Below are 16,735 nucleotides of genomic sequence, written 5' to 3' on the forward strand. Positions count from 1 at the left end.
TGAAAGTGACTCAAGTGCTCCAAATCAATTCACCGGCGCCTCGCTCTCAATGACCACCGCCACATTGGCCTCGAGTTTGCCCTGAACTTTCAGGGCAATGGCTTTACGTACCGGACCGTAGATGACTTCGGCCAGCTGCGCCTGATCGTAACGCATGCAAATGCTGCCCTGCATATCCGAAGCCCGATATAACTGAGCGAATGGATTAGGGCCGACTTCCAGATGGGATTGAAACTCGAGATACACACTGGTGAGCGAATTTGGCGATTGCGCCAGAACCACCAGCAAACGCGTATTGCTCAATGCTCCTACGGCCTCGAGCGACGCACCAACATGATCGCCCTGCAGATGCTTGCGAAGCATATCGATTGCCGGGTCCGCGCCCGGCACAGCTGCCAGCCGCTTCACCGCCGCCGCGATGGTTTGTCCTTCGTTCAAATTGCCATTGCCCATCGCCGCATTGATCCAGTCGACTGCTGACTCAGAACTGTCCTGGGGAGGACGCCATGTATTTTGCGCTCTTGAATGCCGTACCCAAAAATCATCCAGTACTTGCAAACAAGCGTCATACCAGTTGCGAGCCGGATTGCGCTGCACTTTCTTGTTAGCTACTAGCTGCGCCAATAACAACGAATTTATAACGTCTGTACCCATCGCAAGTCGATCAGCGTCCGAAACGATCACAACTGCACGACCGACCACCACAAAAGAATAATTACAATCCATTTAACCTCCTTGATTTTCAAGGGACGGCGAATAGTCGACCGCCCCAGTCTGGATCAATCAGATTTCGTAATCTTCGATTTTTTTCTCAACATTAAGACCCAGCTTGCCCTTGACACTTTCGCGAGCCTGATTGGCAACAAATTCGTTTTTGGCAAACATTGTTTCACCACGGTAAAGTTTGACATCACGAACGTCTACATCGGCAAACAGCACTTTGGTCGAAGTATTCTTACGCAGGAAACGCACTGCGCCCACCGCCATGATTGCCTCGCCATTCACTTCGGTACAGGTGCCGGCGGCCAGTCCACCTACACCGTTTTGCAGCAGGTTTCTTTCATAAACAGTCAACGCCGTATCGCGTTGCTTCAATGCAGCAATGGCGTCGCCCGCTACCTTGAGCATCAGCGCACTGGTTGGACCAGGCAAGGCGACACCGGCGACCACCGAAGCCAGAATTTCGAGAACCAGCTTGTCCATACGGACACTGGTTCCGGCGACATGCAAATCGCCGTAAAACTTGGACACCGGGGTCCAACCACAATTGGTCATCACTTGTCGAAACAGCTCGTAGTTCTCCTTGCCCTCATGTTGATTCGGGAACTTCTTATTGGCTACGAGGCTGGCAAACAAAAAGGCGTTCTGCGCATCCGCACGATTCTCGGCATTGAGATTACTCGTAAAAGACAGAATTCCCTCGCCAACAATAGAACCTTTGCCCGGAGCTTCAACATCGGCACCGGAAATCATAAGACCACGAGATCGAATGACATTGGACGCATCAATCTCGTACGACTCAATATTTTCAATACAAGTAGCAACGTAACTGTCGCGAATAGATTGATTATGCATAACAACTCCCTGATTAAATTTACTCGCAAGTTCCTCATGAACCTGACAATATCAACTTTAACCAAAATAGCCACTTCCAACAAACTGAAAGCTGTAACATTATCCCCACTTCCATCAACTAACAAAACAAGCTAAACGACTAACACAAGTACAATCGAACGTAAAAAAGATGTTTGAAAGGCTTCCCACGGGTAGCTGATCGACTGATAGACTCCGCCTCAACTCTCCTGTTGCGAGTTTTCACCATGCTCCACGTGTTATTCAGCGTTTACCTGAAGATGCTAGTGCTCTACAGCCCGTTCTTCGTGCTGTCTTGCTTCATTAGCCTGACCCGTGGCTACTCGCGTAAAGAGCAACGGCGCCTGGCCTGGAAAGTGGCGATTGCGACACTGGTGTCCAGTGTCCTGCTCTATCTGTTCGGACGCGTGATTTTCGACGTCTTCGGGATTACGGCGGATGCTTTTCGCATCGGCGCTGGCAGCGTGCTGTTCATATCGGCATTGGGCATGGCTCAAGGTAAACCTGCGGTACAGAGTGACAATGTGCAGCAAGACGTCACTATCGTGCCTCTGACCATTCCACTGACTGTCGGCCCCGGCACCATCGGTGCGCTGCTGGTGATGGGCGTAAGCCAGCCGCACTGGGACGACAAACTCACCGCGATCATGAGCATCGCCCTGGCCAGTTTGACTGTCGGGGTGGTGCTGTACCTGTCCAATCACATCGAACGCATTCTTGGCGATCAAGGCTTGCAGATCGTCAGCCGGTTGATGGGACTGTTTGTTTGCGCATTGGCGGCGCAGATCATCTTTACCGGGGTGAAGGGGTACCTGGTGTCCTGAGGGTAAAAAGGCTACGGATGATCAGATCCGCAGCCTTTTAGCTAATTCGTCCGAAGTCGAATCGATGCTTTACGCCTCGACAGACAACGAGATCAGCGCACCAAAGTCACTCGGGGTGTTCTCCTGCAACGCCGCCATTAACTCATCCAGATAGAGTGTCACTTCGAGATCGCCAGACAACGGGATACTGAATACCACCTGTTTTTGCGACGCCACGTTGATCGTTCCGGCATTGCGCAGGATGATGCTGCGCCCCGTGTCGGGGTCCGTCAGCAGCAGGTGCCCAGCCTCCAGCGTGACCAGCCACCGTTCCATCGGCGCCAGTTTGAGCATTAGATAACTTCGTACCGCATCGGGAAAATCAAAATCGACAATCAGGCAATCAAGCCGTGCCCAGGTTTCCTGAGTGATCGAAAAATCCGCCCCGTCCTTCGCATACCTGAGTATCAGCGTGTCTACACCGTCCGGAATCGGCGCAATCCTGCCTAGTGACTGACCGCTTTCAATCACTAATGTATTGGCTACTCGACTGACTTTTTCCACAGTCATCCATACATCGCTGAGCAATCCATCATCGCTGCGGTTGCTGAAAAGCTGCTGGCTCACCGAGTCATGCAACAACAAGGTTTGACCGTTCGCGACTCCCAGATAGCCAGGCAAGGCATTGCTTGGTGCCGTGGCATGGAGCAGGCGGCCGGCGCTGACGTCATACCATGAACAAAGATCATCAATCCGGTCCATAAACAGAAACGGAGCAGAACGCTGGCCTGTCAGCAGTTGCGCCAGCTTCTGCTCCCGCACCTCACGTGAATCCACACTTTCGAAAAACTCATTTTCCACACCGACAATTCGCGGTGGCTTGCCTTCGAACAGATCGAACAATACGTGGTCATGTGTTTTTGCACGCAAACCGGACGCGTGGGGTACTGCCCAGGCAAAGGTCCGTTGCGGCAACACCCTCTGCATAGTCGGGATCAAGTCAGCCCGGAACAGACGGGTACCCGCGCCGAATGCTTCAGACAGACTGTCTCGCCCCATGAACGCTTGTCGATAGATTCGGCCCGAAGATGAATCCAGCAGCCACACGGCCTTGTGGTCCTGAGTCGGCCTCAATAGCGTCAAAGCCTTTCCTGCCGTATCGGCGACAAGGAATTGCTGACCCAGGCACACGACATACAGAAATGTATTGCCCGACGTATCACCTATGCCCCCCACCTCCACATTCTCGGAAGACCATTTCCCGGCAGTGTTCAGGACAGCATCCCACCAACTCAATCTGGCGCTTGAATAGTACCGACGGGCGAACTGCCAGTCTTTGCTTAGACCGGCCAGACGCGACTCACCCAAAGCATTCATGTGAAACACCATGCCCCCTTCGGCAATAACAATGTACTGCTGACCCAAGCGGTTGATTAGCTGCACCCTGAGTGGCACGATTTTTTCTGCATAAGTCACAGGTATCTGATGTTGCGCACCGATGTGTTGTCGATAAAGGAGGTGATGGCTGAGGCTACGGAACAGAACCGTGTCATCTTCTGACTGTTGCGGATCCAGCAGCTCCCAATCGAAGACATCGGCCAAATCGTCCCCTGTGTCGAGAATCGGTCGAAAGACCTTGCCGTCGCTGCTACGTACCCAGACCCTGTGGAACTCTTTCAAGTCCCAGTCCATGTAATCGACGGTAATGAATCTGGACAACCCGGCACCCACAGCGCGCTCGTCATCAACACCTGGCACGGCTGGAAGCAACAAGTACCATTCGAGAAAATCGGCAACGGAGATCGACCCGCGTCGAATGTCGCGACCTTCCTGATAGCTGAGATAGCCGGACACGGAAGTAACCGAAAGCTCATCCTCTCCAATCAGATAAGTCATTTTCAGAAACCGGTTTTCGTCTAGCTCGATGCGTCGAATCACACGCAATTGGCCGTCAGGCAACTGCTGAACATCGCTAATCCAGGCCTTCAACTCTGTACGGATCAAACGGTACACGCGCTTGATCTGCCCGGTAATAACGTCCACTCGCCAGACCAACGCCTCTGAAGGACAGTAGTAATAAACATGCTGGCCAATCCTGGGTCCCATGCAAATGTCCGCCGCATACTTCGGCTCCAGCCCGCGAACCAACAGGAAAGAATCTTCACTCCGGTCGTACCAGGCGGTAGTGCGCACGCCGGTCAGAGCGTCGTGGTAATTGCGAATCACCGTTGGGCCCTCCGTCAGATGGCTGGAACGTGCGAGCTCACGCACCCGCTGGCGTGTCACCGAGCCATCTTCATCCGGGCCGGCCTCCAGCTCAGTGAGCAACAGAGTTTCGTTGGCCCAGTCCACCTGATACGAGTGCCCGTCGAGTTGCAGAAACACAACATTCTTGCCAGGCACCTGTACATTTATCGAGCCTAGTTGCAGGAGGTCGCCCTCAATTTTCACGGCTCTTTTATTCAACCAGGCTGCGCGTATTGACCAGCTCATCGCTTCGCCAGTCGAGACTTGCAAACGCAAAGACTTGACGCCCTCGGCCAGGGTTACCGAACAGTGTCCGCCGAGTGCATCAATTTCGTAAGAAAGGTGACCGTGCACTTCGCGCGGCAAGGTCGGTACATGAAGAAAACGGTGTTGCCTGCCCAGCACCACGCTGATCGTGGTTGCCACGTAATTGGGCACCATTTTTTCGATAATGTATTCGGTGGGAAACTTGTAAAAGGTGAACCAGAATTGCCGCTTGCCATGACGGTCGTGCTCAAGTGCCAATGCCGTTTCCAGGTCTTCGCGCAGCGTCGTCGAAAAAGGCAATCCGCCAAACTCATAGGCCAGGAAGCAATCCGGCAGGCTCGGCAACACAACACTTTCAACGTTCAGTTTGTCACTGAAGGCAAACTCTGCCGGCAGATCGAGCGTCTCTCGAATACTGAATGCGTGGTCGCGATCCGGGTCGATTCTGGGTGGATGCAAATCAGAGTAGTTGTCTGCGCCGAAGATTTTCTGACTGCCAAAGGTGATGAACCCGTCGCGCAGATCCAGTTGTGAATAAACGGCATGAGGGTTGGCAAAGAAGGTATCGCCCCTTACCGAATAGCCTTCAGAACGATACGCCTTGTGCACCTCATTCAAATATTTGCCAATCTGCACTGCACGCTCGGTTCTTGCGCTGAAACCTTCGACCAGTGCACCGATGCCGATAGCCAGTCCGCCCAGAATGACGCTCGCCCCGCCAAGAAACGCAGCGGCCGTACCAGCACCAGCAAGACCTGCGCCAAACGCTCCGGCACCCAATGCGAGACCCGCAGTATCGAAAGCCAACTGGGTAGCGAACACCGCGCGCTGGGTGTCATTTTCAGCATTGACCAACAGATAAATGTCGAAGCCAATGCTCACCCATTGGAGAAGATTCCCCACACCTTCATTCAATACGCTACCCAACGCGTTGCCCACCATCGCCCGGGTTGTGTTGGCCACGCGCAGACTGTCGGTGAACACATGACGCACCAGCCCCAGCAATTGCGCCGCGTCGACCACGAGTCCGTGGGCCAGTTGCGCGTAGGTGAGATAACCGTGGATACGCACCGCAGACGTCAACGCCGTCGAACCATCGGCGCTCTCCGCGCCCTTGAGCCCAAACAGCAACGCCTGAATGGCAAAACCGGTATTGAGTGTGTGAACCGCGCCGACATCGGTCGGGTCGATCACGGGCGAGCCCGCACGTCTGCCGGATAACTTCTCAAAGAAATCGCTCAGATAAGATTTGATCCCGGACAAGCGTTTGTCATCGGTCAACACCGTGCGCGTCTGTTGCAGATCCTTCGCGTTGACCAGCGTGATTTCACTGCCCCCTTGTGCGGCGGGCTTCAGGGACTCGAACACTGGAACGAAGTCGCGGGTCAGTTGGTGTTGTTCATGCAACCGATCGGTGGCGCCTTTGATGATCTGCGTCCACTTGCGGGCATCCATACTGGCGAATGCCTGACCAAGACGCGCGTTCTCCGACAGCGACCGCAGTCGCAGCTGCGAATGATGACGCCAGGGTTCTACAGGCGTCCCGCCAGCAACGGGCTCATTGCTCAGCAGGTTTCCAACGCTGACTTTGGACGGCAAGACCGTGTCGGCAATGCTCACGCCGTCGAGGTCGACGACGTCAAAAGTCGCATTGGAATCCTCTGTGACGCCATACAGTCTGGCTACCGCCTCTTCCTGAAAAAAACCCTGCAGCCCCTTTTGCAGTTCATCTATTCGACTGAACGCATACAGACCGAAGTTGGGATCGTAGAATCGATAGGATGTTTCACCTTGCACCGCGACCTTGCTCACCAGCATCGAGTGGTTATCGGTGTTGAGCAGCAAACTGCCGGCACTGTCTTTTGCGCTCAACGCCTGCATCACTGTCTCCAGATTCGCCGCCGGCCTTTTTTCGCCGAATTGCGCCATCGGGATGCCACGCAGCTCATCCAGAACATGAAGTAATGCGTGGGTTTCAGCTGTGTCGGGGGCGATGTTGGCAAGCGCCAGTTTGCCTATCAGAGTGCGCTCTGCAGCGACGCCTTTTTCCAGCGCTGCCGCCATGGCCAACGCCAATGGATAACAGCGCCGCCCCGGGTCACCCAGACCCTGTATCAGCAGCCCTTGTGGAAATTGTTTGGCTGAGCTGGCCCCGGCCAGGAAAAACCGCTCACGTACCGCATTGCCTCGCGTGAGAATCGACGCCCGTTGTTCTTTTTTAGCCACGGTTTCTACCTGGCTGACGTGTTCCTGCCATTGCCGTACGCTCATGGGTTTGGCAAATGCTTGCGCCTTCAGAGCCCGGGAGTTTTCCCCACCAGCGTCGATTTTCGAAGCACTGAACTCAAGCGGCGCCGCAGAACGTTTGAGCAACGTTTGTTCGATCGCGTCATAGCGTGCGAACAACCCCAGATCACTGGTATGTTCGGCAAGATCAACGGTGGTCTTCCAGGCGGCAGCGAATCCCTCCTGATCCAGCGTCGACGCTCCAAACAGACCGCCGAACATCACACGGTGCAGCGGACTCAACTGATCAACAGGCAACTTGCCAGACGCGATACGCGCCAACGCTTCGTTCAAGTTGCCCAGCGACTCGGCACCAGTCGATGGCGGCAGTTCGACGTTCAATTGTTGCCGAATCTGCTGACGTGTTTCGAAATCGATCGAGAACGGTGCATCGAGCGCAATATCGCCGGTCAATCTGTCATTCATCGCACGAACGAACGGTTCACCCAGACTATCCAGCAGTTGCTGCAGCACCGATGTCAGCAATACTGGCTTGCCTTCGATAACCGGCCAGCCCTGTTTGAACGTCAGGGTCTGAGCTCTGAGCAACTCATCCACGTTGCCCAGATAATGGTTTTTGTAGGCGTCATCCGCAATTCTGCTTGTTTCCAGCTCGAACCAGTCGGGCTCGGTCCTGGCGTTGTCCTTCCAGCTATGGTGGGTCTCCTCTTCAGTTGCCATATTGAAACCGTCACGCAGATCAACTCGGTCACTGAATTGTTGAAGAGCACCAGCAATCGCTTCTGCTTTGACGAAATCATTCAAACCCTGGGAAACGGCCGTCGGACCACTCATGGCAATAGCCGAATCGGCGCCGAACTTGATGCCGTCGGCATCGTAATCAGTCACGGCCTTTAGAATGTGCTGTCGAGCGACCCACTCGTCAGGGCCGTACATCTTCTTCATCTCGTCAATGATCAAACCGGAAAATGCTGCAGAATCTATCAATGAAATGTTTTTACTGCGGGCCAACTCCACCACTCGATCCAGAAATGCATAGTTATTGCGGATTTTCCCGATGATTCCGACAAGTGCCGCAGACCCGGCATGGCTACTTAACATGGCATTGGAAAGACCATTGAAAGGGCTTGCGTTTAAAGCGGCATTATTCTTGTTTCCTGCACGCAAACCATGTTCAGAAACCACGACCTCATTGAACGGCGCAAAAATATCCTGGAGCGAAGATACCGTCCTGGCGAAGTTTGTTAATACGTTCCTGACCTGTTCCGGTACTTTATGGCGAAAATCAGCATGCGACAGCCTTCGACTAGGTAGTATCTGCGGATTCTGATCGAGCAAAACTTGCATAATCCCCATGCGAGTTTCGAGATCAAAACCGGAGATATCTATGCCACCGATCTTTGCATGCAACGAAGGCAACAGATCAGCGTCAAGATAAGTACCACTTTCAAAAAGCAGCGCCTGCAACCGGGTAATATCCGAAGCGGCTGCAAGATTGCCGCGAAAAGACAGCTCGCGCTCATAAATATCGAACAATGGCTGATTGGATAATTCGGCACGGATATTCCGAAGTGCAATGCCCTTCGCACCCACATTTTCAATCGACTGTAGGTTTTTCACCTTCAGCATGTTAAGCGCAGCCTCATCTTGGCCATAAGCACTGACCAACAGGTCGATCCTTGCCTGGTCGGCACTACCACCTGCTGCAATAGCTTTTTGAATATATTCGAACATTTGCTGACGGAGCGCGCGGGCCCGCTCAACGTAAAGATTGCCAAGCGTTCCAGGCTTCATCGATGCGTGTTGAGAGGCCGCTATCGCTCCCTGAGCCTTGGCCGATTCAACGATGACCTTGTTGGTTTCATGCGCGAGTAACCCATCACTGTCGTACCAGAGATTCAGACGATACCCATCAGAGTCAGTCATCTGTTTCCAGACATTGATGTAATCCGCCTGAATGTTTCCAATACCCCCACCCACCCAGGCAAAGTGTAACTTTCGCGCAACCGGTTTGCCGGGGGATAGAAGTTGCACGACACCGGATAACCGAGCGTGGTAGTTCGCAAGTTCTCCACTGAGTTTTTTTAGTTTCACATCGGGCGCACCCGAACCAATCGATTCCACGAGCTCCTTGAGCAATCTGACCGCTGTCAGTTGTTCTGACCAATCCGACGCTACGACCGCGCCATCGTAATAACGCAACATCTGCTCTCGAGACGTGCCATCAGGAAAACTCCCTGTAATGGACGCCAGATCCGTTCGTTCAAAAACTGCTGAAAACTCACTGCCCACCGTCAATCCATGGTTCTTGCTATTCAACTGAATATCCTTTTCTCACGCGATCAAATTTGCCGAGACGGCCTTCGCTATCACGATGTTTAAAGCAACTAAAATTTTGAAAGTCGCAATTGATCGCCCTATTGCAATGCAGCAATCAATTGCGCCAACTTACAAACGTACAAAACCCACCCGGCAAACTTTCGCCCACGCTTCAGGACGGTACTGCATGCAGTAACTGCTCGAGTGTCGTCCCGGTCTGGACATTCGGAAAACTCCGCAGCCACTGCACCAATCTGGAAACCGGATAGGAATTTCGCCCTTCAAACCCGAGGAAGACCTCACCGCGCAGTACCGGATCGGTGGAACAAGCTTCGCGAAAAATCAGGCTGTGCTGGCGATCAGGATCGACGATCAGCAAATGCTCACCGGCAAACGACAGTTGTAGTTTTTCCGGTTTATCCAGCGCCCAGATCAGCTTGCCAGGGATCGCCGGGGTCTCCCCCAGCCCGTGCCGGCAATCAACGATGACCGAGTCCAGTCGCAACCACATCGCCCTGGATAGATGATATGTCACGCCTCCCTGTCCCAATCGCAGGACTAGACGGGACACGTCATCAGCGATCATCGGCAACAGGTCGCCGACCTTGTTCTGCCCTTCGACCACCAATACGTCGGCGTCGCGCCGCACATATTCAAAATGACCAATGCTGCGCATACCGGGATAGGCATATACATTCTTTTCTAGCCGCTCATGCAATAAGACATCGGTGCGCCGGGTACCCAGCAATTCACACTCGCCTGACAGATGGCTGCCAGTCACCCGTATCAGGCGTGCGTTCGCCACGTCATACCATTGCAAGGTGCCAGGTGCAGACTCCACCGAGATAAATCCGCCGTGTTCGGCGGTGTCCAGCAATGCCCGCAATGCCTCGAGCAGATGCTCTGCATGTGCGATCGTCCATTGATGGTTGACCCCGATGATTCTTTCCGTCTCCTTAGACCGAAGTTCCAGCAACACACCGTTGACCGTCGTCCCTCGCAACCCGGCCCCCGCATTCGTTACATTGGAGAATAACCAGTCAGCCCATTCAACCTGAGGCGTCGGCAAAGCGTCGGACAGCAACAGTTGGGTACCCACGCCAAACGCCGGAACGAGCCGCTGACGGTCGAGAAACTCCTGACTCCAGATCTCACCGCTTGAAAGATCGAACAGCCATACAGCCTGGTTGTCCGGTGTGCAGCCCAACAAGCGCAGCGCCTTGTTGTGTCCCGGGTCGCAGAGCAACAAGCGGTTATCCACAAACCAGGCCCCGAGGTAACCGTCACCCAGCGCATTGTGCAAACCGAGGATGGCAAAACTGTCGGCCGTGAACTGCGAGGAAATCGACTCCAGCGCCAGCCACCAATGTGTCCGACCCTTGATCCAGCGCTCACTCAGCCCTCCAAGACGCACGTCTCCCTGGGCGGTCAGGTTGAAGAATAATCCATCTTCGGTAAGCGCCAGGTAGCCGCTCTCAACCGTGACTACATCCTTGAGACCGACGGGCTGAACCCACTGATGGGCCCACTGCGAGGGCCAGCGTTCGCCACCGTCGGTCACGGTTCTTTGCAACCTGCACAGGCTTTGCGCAAGGCGATCGTAGATGAAGAACAGATCGCCTTCGTTACCTGCCGGCATGAGCATCAGATCACTCAGATTCTTGATCGAGTCGGGCCAGCCACGGGCATGTCTGGAGGAGCTGAATGGATGAATACACAAACGATCCCGGCTGCGAATCCAGACCATGTCGCGCTTGTCAGCATCAAACATCCAACAGACTGATACGTATGATGCCGGCAGCCAGTCCACCGTTGTCGTACCTGCCTGTTCCGGCATCGGCGACAGTGTCAGGTAATCACCGAGCACGGCCTGCCAGCTTTCCAGTATCTGATTGGCAAATACTTTTTCCCCCAGCTCCCGGGCCATGTCACGAGTGACCGACGTGAGAAGCAGTTGCCCCTCATGAATCAAGTAATTGAATTGCGTTACGGAACTGTCGTGGTCGACCCATTGCTGCTCTATATGAATCACCCCGGCGGCGTCCACTTCAATTCGCCGGACACTGCACTCGCCACGCTTGAGTACCAGCCGGTAACGACACTTGAGCAGACCGCTGACGGCTTCGACCTGCCAGACGAGAAAGTTTTTTGGCTCATAAAAGTAAGCAAAACCACCGCTCACTGCTGCCAATAACAGCTCATCGCTCGCAAGCACTTCTTCGTTGCGGATGTACAGAAACCGGTCTTCAGCAGCGTCATACCAAGCGGTGGTATAGCGCGGCTGTCCCTGCGGTTCGAACGGGATCAAAAAGTGATGTGTCGGCGTGTACGGCAACACCAGTCGATGCTCCTGAACCAGCGACTTGTAATGTTTGAGCAGCGACAGCTGGTTTTCTCCGGACGGAGCAGTCTTTTCGAGGACGACCAATTGGCGACGGGCATGATCGACACTGAACAGTTGCTGATCAGCCAGCCTGATCAATACTTCACGAGTACCTTTGCCCGAGAACGACACTTTCGCACCACCAATGACCAGTGTGCCGTCGGCGTTTAACAGAACATCTCGCTCACCAGCCCAGTTCGCCACCAGCACCCAGCGACACCGCCGCAAACTCGGAGCATAAAGTTCAACATCGGCCCCTCGATTGAGCATCACCGTGCAAGACGCGCCAGCACCCTGGACCCTGTAGGAAACCTTGTCCCGCCAGACAGCCGGTACATCAGGTACCACCAGCAGGCGCTCCAATGCATCCAGTTCAACCTCGATAACAGTTGCCCGATAAGATGGCGCCAGTCGATGAAGGATGTAGTGAGAGGGGAAGGAGTAGAACGAAAAGAGGAATTTCAATTGTCCATCTCGATCTTTCGATTCCAGCCTGCGGGCCGTATCGAATCCGGTGTCGTGACGCAACGTCGCGAACGGTAATGCCTTGTACTCATAGCTGTAGCACGTTTGCGGGGTACACGGCAGCACGACGGCTTGCCCGCCGGGCGGCTCGAATTTAATGCTGCCAGGCAAGCCGAGCTCGCGTTGGATACTGAGCGCCTGCTGATAATCCGGATTGAAATCCGGCACCCCGAAATGGTCACGCAGCCGATACAGTTTCGGACTGTCGAGCATGACCGTAGAGTTTTTGAAATCGAGTTTCTGCACAATCAGAGAGGGGTGCGCGACCCAGCCACCGGAAGCGTCATCGAAGTGATATCCAATGCCACGATAGGCCCGCTCAAGGTCGTCGAAAAACAGCCCCACTGCCTGCGCTTCTTCGGCGATTCTGGCAAAACCCTGGGCCAGTGCTGCTACACCGATAGCCAGTCCGCCAAGGATTACTCCGGCCCCGCCCAACACCGCACCGGCAGTCGCGGCACCCGCCGTCGCAGCGCCCAGACCACCGGCCGTCAGCGCGAGACTGGCGGTGTCGAATGCCAACTGGGTGCCAAACTGCGCCTTTTCGACCTCGTTGTCCGCTGCTGCCAATTGATAGATATCAAAGCCTACGTTCGCCAGTCCCAACACCGCCCCGACACCCTCGTTGGCAACATGCCCCAATGCTTCGCTGACCACCGGCGCGCAGGTGCGGGCAATGATTTTTTCTTCGCCAAGCCCAGTGCGAACCAGACTCACCAGACCCGCCACATCCATGACATTGCCATGCGCCAGTTGTGCATAGTTGACGTAGGCATGCAGGCGTACCGCGAGGGTCAATGTACGGTCCTCGCCTTCACGTTCACGCAGGGCATTCATCACTGCCTGAATCGTGAATCCCGTGTTGAGAGTGTGCACGCTGCCGACCTCGAATGGACCCGTTCTCGGTTTGCCGGCAAGCCTCAAAAACAGTTCCGTCAGGTAATTTTTGATTCGCAGCAGGCGATGGTCACGGCTGACCACCTGCACCAGGTGCTCCGGCTGCAACGAATCAATCATTGAAATCCGGTAGTCGCCACTGGAGGTTATCTCGAGCGTTTCAAACAAAGGCACCAAAGGCGATACCGACGTATGCGCCGCCTGCAACCCATCCGAAACATGAGCGATTTGCTGCCCCCACCAAAGGCTGTCCAGCTCCAGCAAACTGCGCCCCAGATGAGCATTACTGACCAGCGATTGTCCTCGCGCGCGGTTAAGCCGCATGCGCTCCGCCATTCCCGGCACCAGGGCGTCGGACTCCAGCAATTGCGCCACTTTGAATCCGTTGGACAAACTCCAGCCGGATACGCGTTCACCCTGCAGCTCAATCAGATCGAACGTCGGGTGGGTGTCACTACCATAGGCCGCGTAGTGTCTGGCCATGTCCTGCTGCTCGAAAAAGTGCGCCAGGGCCCGGTGGAACATGGCCGGTTTTTCGAACTCGAACACACCAAAATTAGGGTCGTAGAAATGATAAGTCGCGCGCTCGTCACTGAAGGTTTTGGCCACCAGCATGGCGTGATTGTCCGAATTGAGCATCAGCGTGCGAGTGCTGTCGTAGGCTTGCAAAGTGGCGGTGATTTGCTCAACGCCCATCCGCCCCAGCGGCGTCCCGACCTCCTGCAATTGCACGCCACGCAATTCCTCCAGTGCATCCAGGAACACGGCCGAGTCTTGCTGCTGCGGATCAATGGTCGCCAGATAGAAACGCTCACGCAATCGATGTGAAGCCGAGATGCCCTTTTCAAGCGCCGCACTCATTACCAGTGCCAGCGGGTAACAGCGGCCGCCAGCCGTATCACCGAAGCCCTGCAGCAACAGATCCTGAGGCACCAGCTTTACGCTACTGGCCTCGAACTGATCCAACACCTGGCCGACCCGTTCGATGACCTGCTCACGGTGTTCAAGCGTGGCGACCTGTTGAATGAGCGCAACATGGCGACCCCATTGAAACAGTGTGTGCGCCCGGCCAAGTGCAGCCTTCTTCAGCGTCAATGCGCTTTCTGACGACGACGCAAGTCCATCGATAGGACTCGCAAGGCCTGCCAGGAATGCCGGCGTCCGACGCTGATAGAGATGTCGTTCTATGGCCGCATACCGACCAGACGCGCCTAGCTCGCCGACACTGTTTGCGAGATTATCGAGCTCGGCAGCAAATTGCGCGAAGCTCTGGTTATCGAGTGAATGCGTCCCCAACAACTGGCCCAGCAATACCCTCTGTAGAGCGCTGATCTGGACAATGTGCAGAGAACCATCGGCAACTCGGCTCAGCAGTTCATCCAGCGGCAAATCCTCGGTGGAAGCATCACCGAGCGACGCCGGAGCTTGCAAACCGGGAGGCTGAGCCTTGATGGCTTGACGCTCATCGAAACCGAGCGGCGGTGTCGCTTCGAAATCGAGCGGTCCGTTATGACCTCGCCTCATCGCTGCGACAAAGGGCTCACCGAGCCCGTCGATCATTACTTGCAAGATCTCGGTCAACAGCACTGCCCGACCCTCGATCACCGGCCAGCCTTCCTCGAACAGTACTGTTGATTGTGTAAGCAACGGTGCGATGTCACCGCTGTACCGCGTGGTGTATTGCCCCTCCTGCCAACGCTTTTGTTCGTTGCTGACCCACTGCTGCTGATCGGTTTCGTTGTCTTTCCAGGAATGGTCCTGCTCTTCCTCGGTCATGCGATTGACCGTCCAGAGCGGCGTAATGGCTGCGTCCGTACGCAGGGCTTCGGCGTCTCTGGGGGTAAAGTGCTGACGCTCATAATCCGCCAGGCCATCACGCATCGCACCGGGACCGGTCAGGTAGATAGTCCATTCACTTTGCGGGCGAATGCCATCACCGAAATAGCCAGCGACCGCTCCAGACAGATAGCTGGCGGCCACATCCTCTTCCATGGACAACTCAGCGAAGGGGCCGATATTTTTTTCAAGCACCTCGCGCGACAGCAGCGACATGGCGTCGGCGTCATGCAATGCAATACCGCGTTTCGCTGCCAGTCGAGCGGTGTCATCGATCACTTGATAATTGAAACGATAACGCTCGATCACGGTTTTCAGCATCGCCGACCCGGAATGCGCCATCAAATAGGCATTGCTCAGCGAATTTTGCTCCGCCACAGCGCGCAGCGCCTGAGGGCGGGCCAGACGCTCTGCCGGCGCCTGAAATACCTGTCCCAGCGCTGGCTGGTTTTTGGCAAATATTTCAAGTGCGCCCCTGTGTTCTTGAGGAATCTGCGCCAGGTAATCCTTGTATTGACCACGCAGCGCCTGACGGCCGGGCATCCAGTGCGGATTGTGATCCAGCAGCAGTTGCAAAACACCCAGTCGCGCGTCGCCGCCAAATTCGCTGATATCGACATCGCCCAGGGTCTTGACCAGTGGCGGCAGGTTATCGACATCGGCATAACTGCCGCCCTCACCGAACAGGGCTTCGACTCGCACGACATCGGATGCCGCAGCCAGATTGCCGCTCAGCCTGGTCTCGCGATCATAAACAGCCTGCAATGTCAGCGGCTCGCTCACGCCATGAAGGTCGCGCAACTGTAGATCCCCACCTGCCAGCTCCAACAGACTGCGATGGTTTTGCTCAATCTGTTGTTCCAGCTGCGCGGCGTCCTGACCATAAGCCCGGCTCAGTAAATCCACCCGGGCTTCATCAGCCGACCGTCCCTTGTCCACTGCAGCATTGATGTGCATGAACATCTGTTGCTTCAAAGCAATCGCTCGCTCTTCGTAAAGAGCGCCCAATTCCGACTCCGAAGTGCTGGTGACACCGCCATGCAACATCGCATCAGCCTTCGCCGCCTCTACGATTGACTTATTGGCTTGCCACACCAATAACGCATCACTGTCATACCAGAGATTAAGTTGGTAACCCTGCCCGTTGAGTACTTGCTTCCACAGATTGATGTAGTCGCGCTGAATCGCCCCCATGCCACCACCAAGCCAGACGAAGTGCAGACTCTTCGGAACTTGTGTCGCAATGGCCTTATTGAAGGCGATACTATTTTGAAGTCGCGTTTCAAACGCTTCGACCTGATTGCGGATCTGCGCCAGACCGCTGATCCCGGAGAGAACCTTATCAACGCCCCGGCGTACACGGCTTGTATCGACTAGTTGCCCCAGCGCTTGTCTCAACAGGGCCAATGGCTCGATCAACCGATGGGAATCGAGTGAGCCAATACAGGCAAAGTAATAGCGCAGAACCACTTGATATGAATCGCTGTCTCGATGAAGTAACAATGCTTGCTCAAGATCTGCCTGCTTGAACAAGCTTATAAAGTTGACGTAGCCACTAGCGTTTCGACGATCTGCATCCTGCATGACAGTTGATTCCCTTTATCCTGACAACACCACG

The 16,735-nt window shown here is 54.9% G+C and carries 5 protein-coding genes; 1 reads left to right on the plus strand and 4 read right to left on the minus strand.

Going from position 1 to position 16,735, the window contains the following annotated elements:
* Positions 1-24: 24 nt before the first annotated feature.
* Both ACTWLJ_RS03830 and ACTWLJ_RS03835 read right to left on the minus strand, forming a co-directional pair.
* Positions 25-726 carry a hypothetical protein gene (locus tag ACTWLJ_RS03830; RefSeq protein ID WP_445179924.1) on the minus strand — a complete coding sequence of 234 codons (702 nt, stop codon included), beginning with the start codon at positions 724-726 and terminating at the stop codon, positions 25-27.
* A gap of 57 nt (positions 727-783) precedes the next feature.
* The gene (locus ACTWLJ_RS03835; protein WP_445179925.1) at positions 784-1,575 is read right to left on the minus strand and encodes a hypothetical protein; all 792 of its coding nucleotides are present in this window, start codon (positions 1,573-1,575) and stop codon (positions 784-786) included.
* A 245-nt stretch (positions 1,576-1,820) separates the two neighbouring features.
* Here ACTWLJ_RS03835 and ACTWLJ_RS03840 point away from each other — a divergent pair, with 245 nt between their 5' ends.
* Positions 1,821-2,417, plus strand: coding sequence for a MarC family protein (locus ACTWLJ_RS03840; protein ID WP_401214878.1), 597 nt, complete (start codon positions 1,821-1,823; stop codon positions 2,415-2,417).
* Between the two features lie 69 nt (positions 2,418-2,486).
* Here the strand turns inward: ACTWLJ_RS03840 and ACTWLJ_RS03845 are convergent, their stop codons facing one another.
* Together ACTWLJ_RS03845 and ACTWLJ_RS03850 are read right to left on the minus strand one after the other, a co-directional pair.
* Positions 2,487-9,476 (minus strand): TcdA/TcdB pore-forming domain-containing protein, encoded by a 6,990-nt coding sequence (locus tag ACTWLJ_RS03845; RefSeq protein ID WP_445179926.1) that lies wholly within the window; start codon positions 9,474-9,476, stop codon positions 2,487-2,489.
* A gap of 172 nt (positions 9,477-9,648) precedes the next feature.
* Positions 9,649-16,701, minus strand: a complete 7,053-nt coding sequence (locus tag ACTWLJ_RS03850) for a TcdA/TcdB pore-forming domain-containing protein (RefSeq protein ID WP_445179927.1) — start codon at positions 16,699-16,701, stop codon at positions 9,649-9,651.
* Between the last annotated feature and the right edge of the window lie 34 nt (positions 16,702-16,735).

It is taken from the genome of Pseudomonas sp. McL0111, assembly GCF_052567255.1.

What these genes read in the sequence shown, in the direction of transcription:
- ACTWLJ_RS03830 (WP_445179924.1), bottom strand. Translation starts at nt 726, where the DNA reads ATGGATTGTAATTATTCTTTTGTGGTGGTCGGTCGTGCAGTTGTGATC.
- ACTWLJ_RS03835 (WP_445179925.1), bottom strand. Translation starts at nt 1,575, where the DNA reads ATGCATAATCAATCTATTCGCGACAGTTACGTTGCTACTTGTATTGAA.
- ACTWLJ_RS03840 (WP_401214878.1), top strand. Translation starts at nt 1,821, where the DNA reads ATGCTCCACGTGTTATTCAGCGTTTACCTGAAGATGCTAGTGCTCTAC.
- ACTWLJ_RS03850 (WP_445179927.1), bottom strand. Translation starts at nt 16,701, where the DNA reads ATGCAGGATGCAGATCGTCGAAACGCTAGTGGCTACGTCAACTTTATA.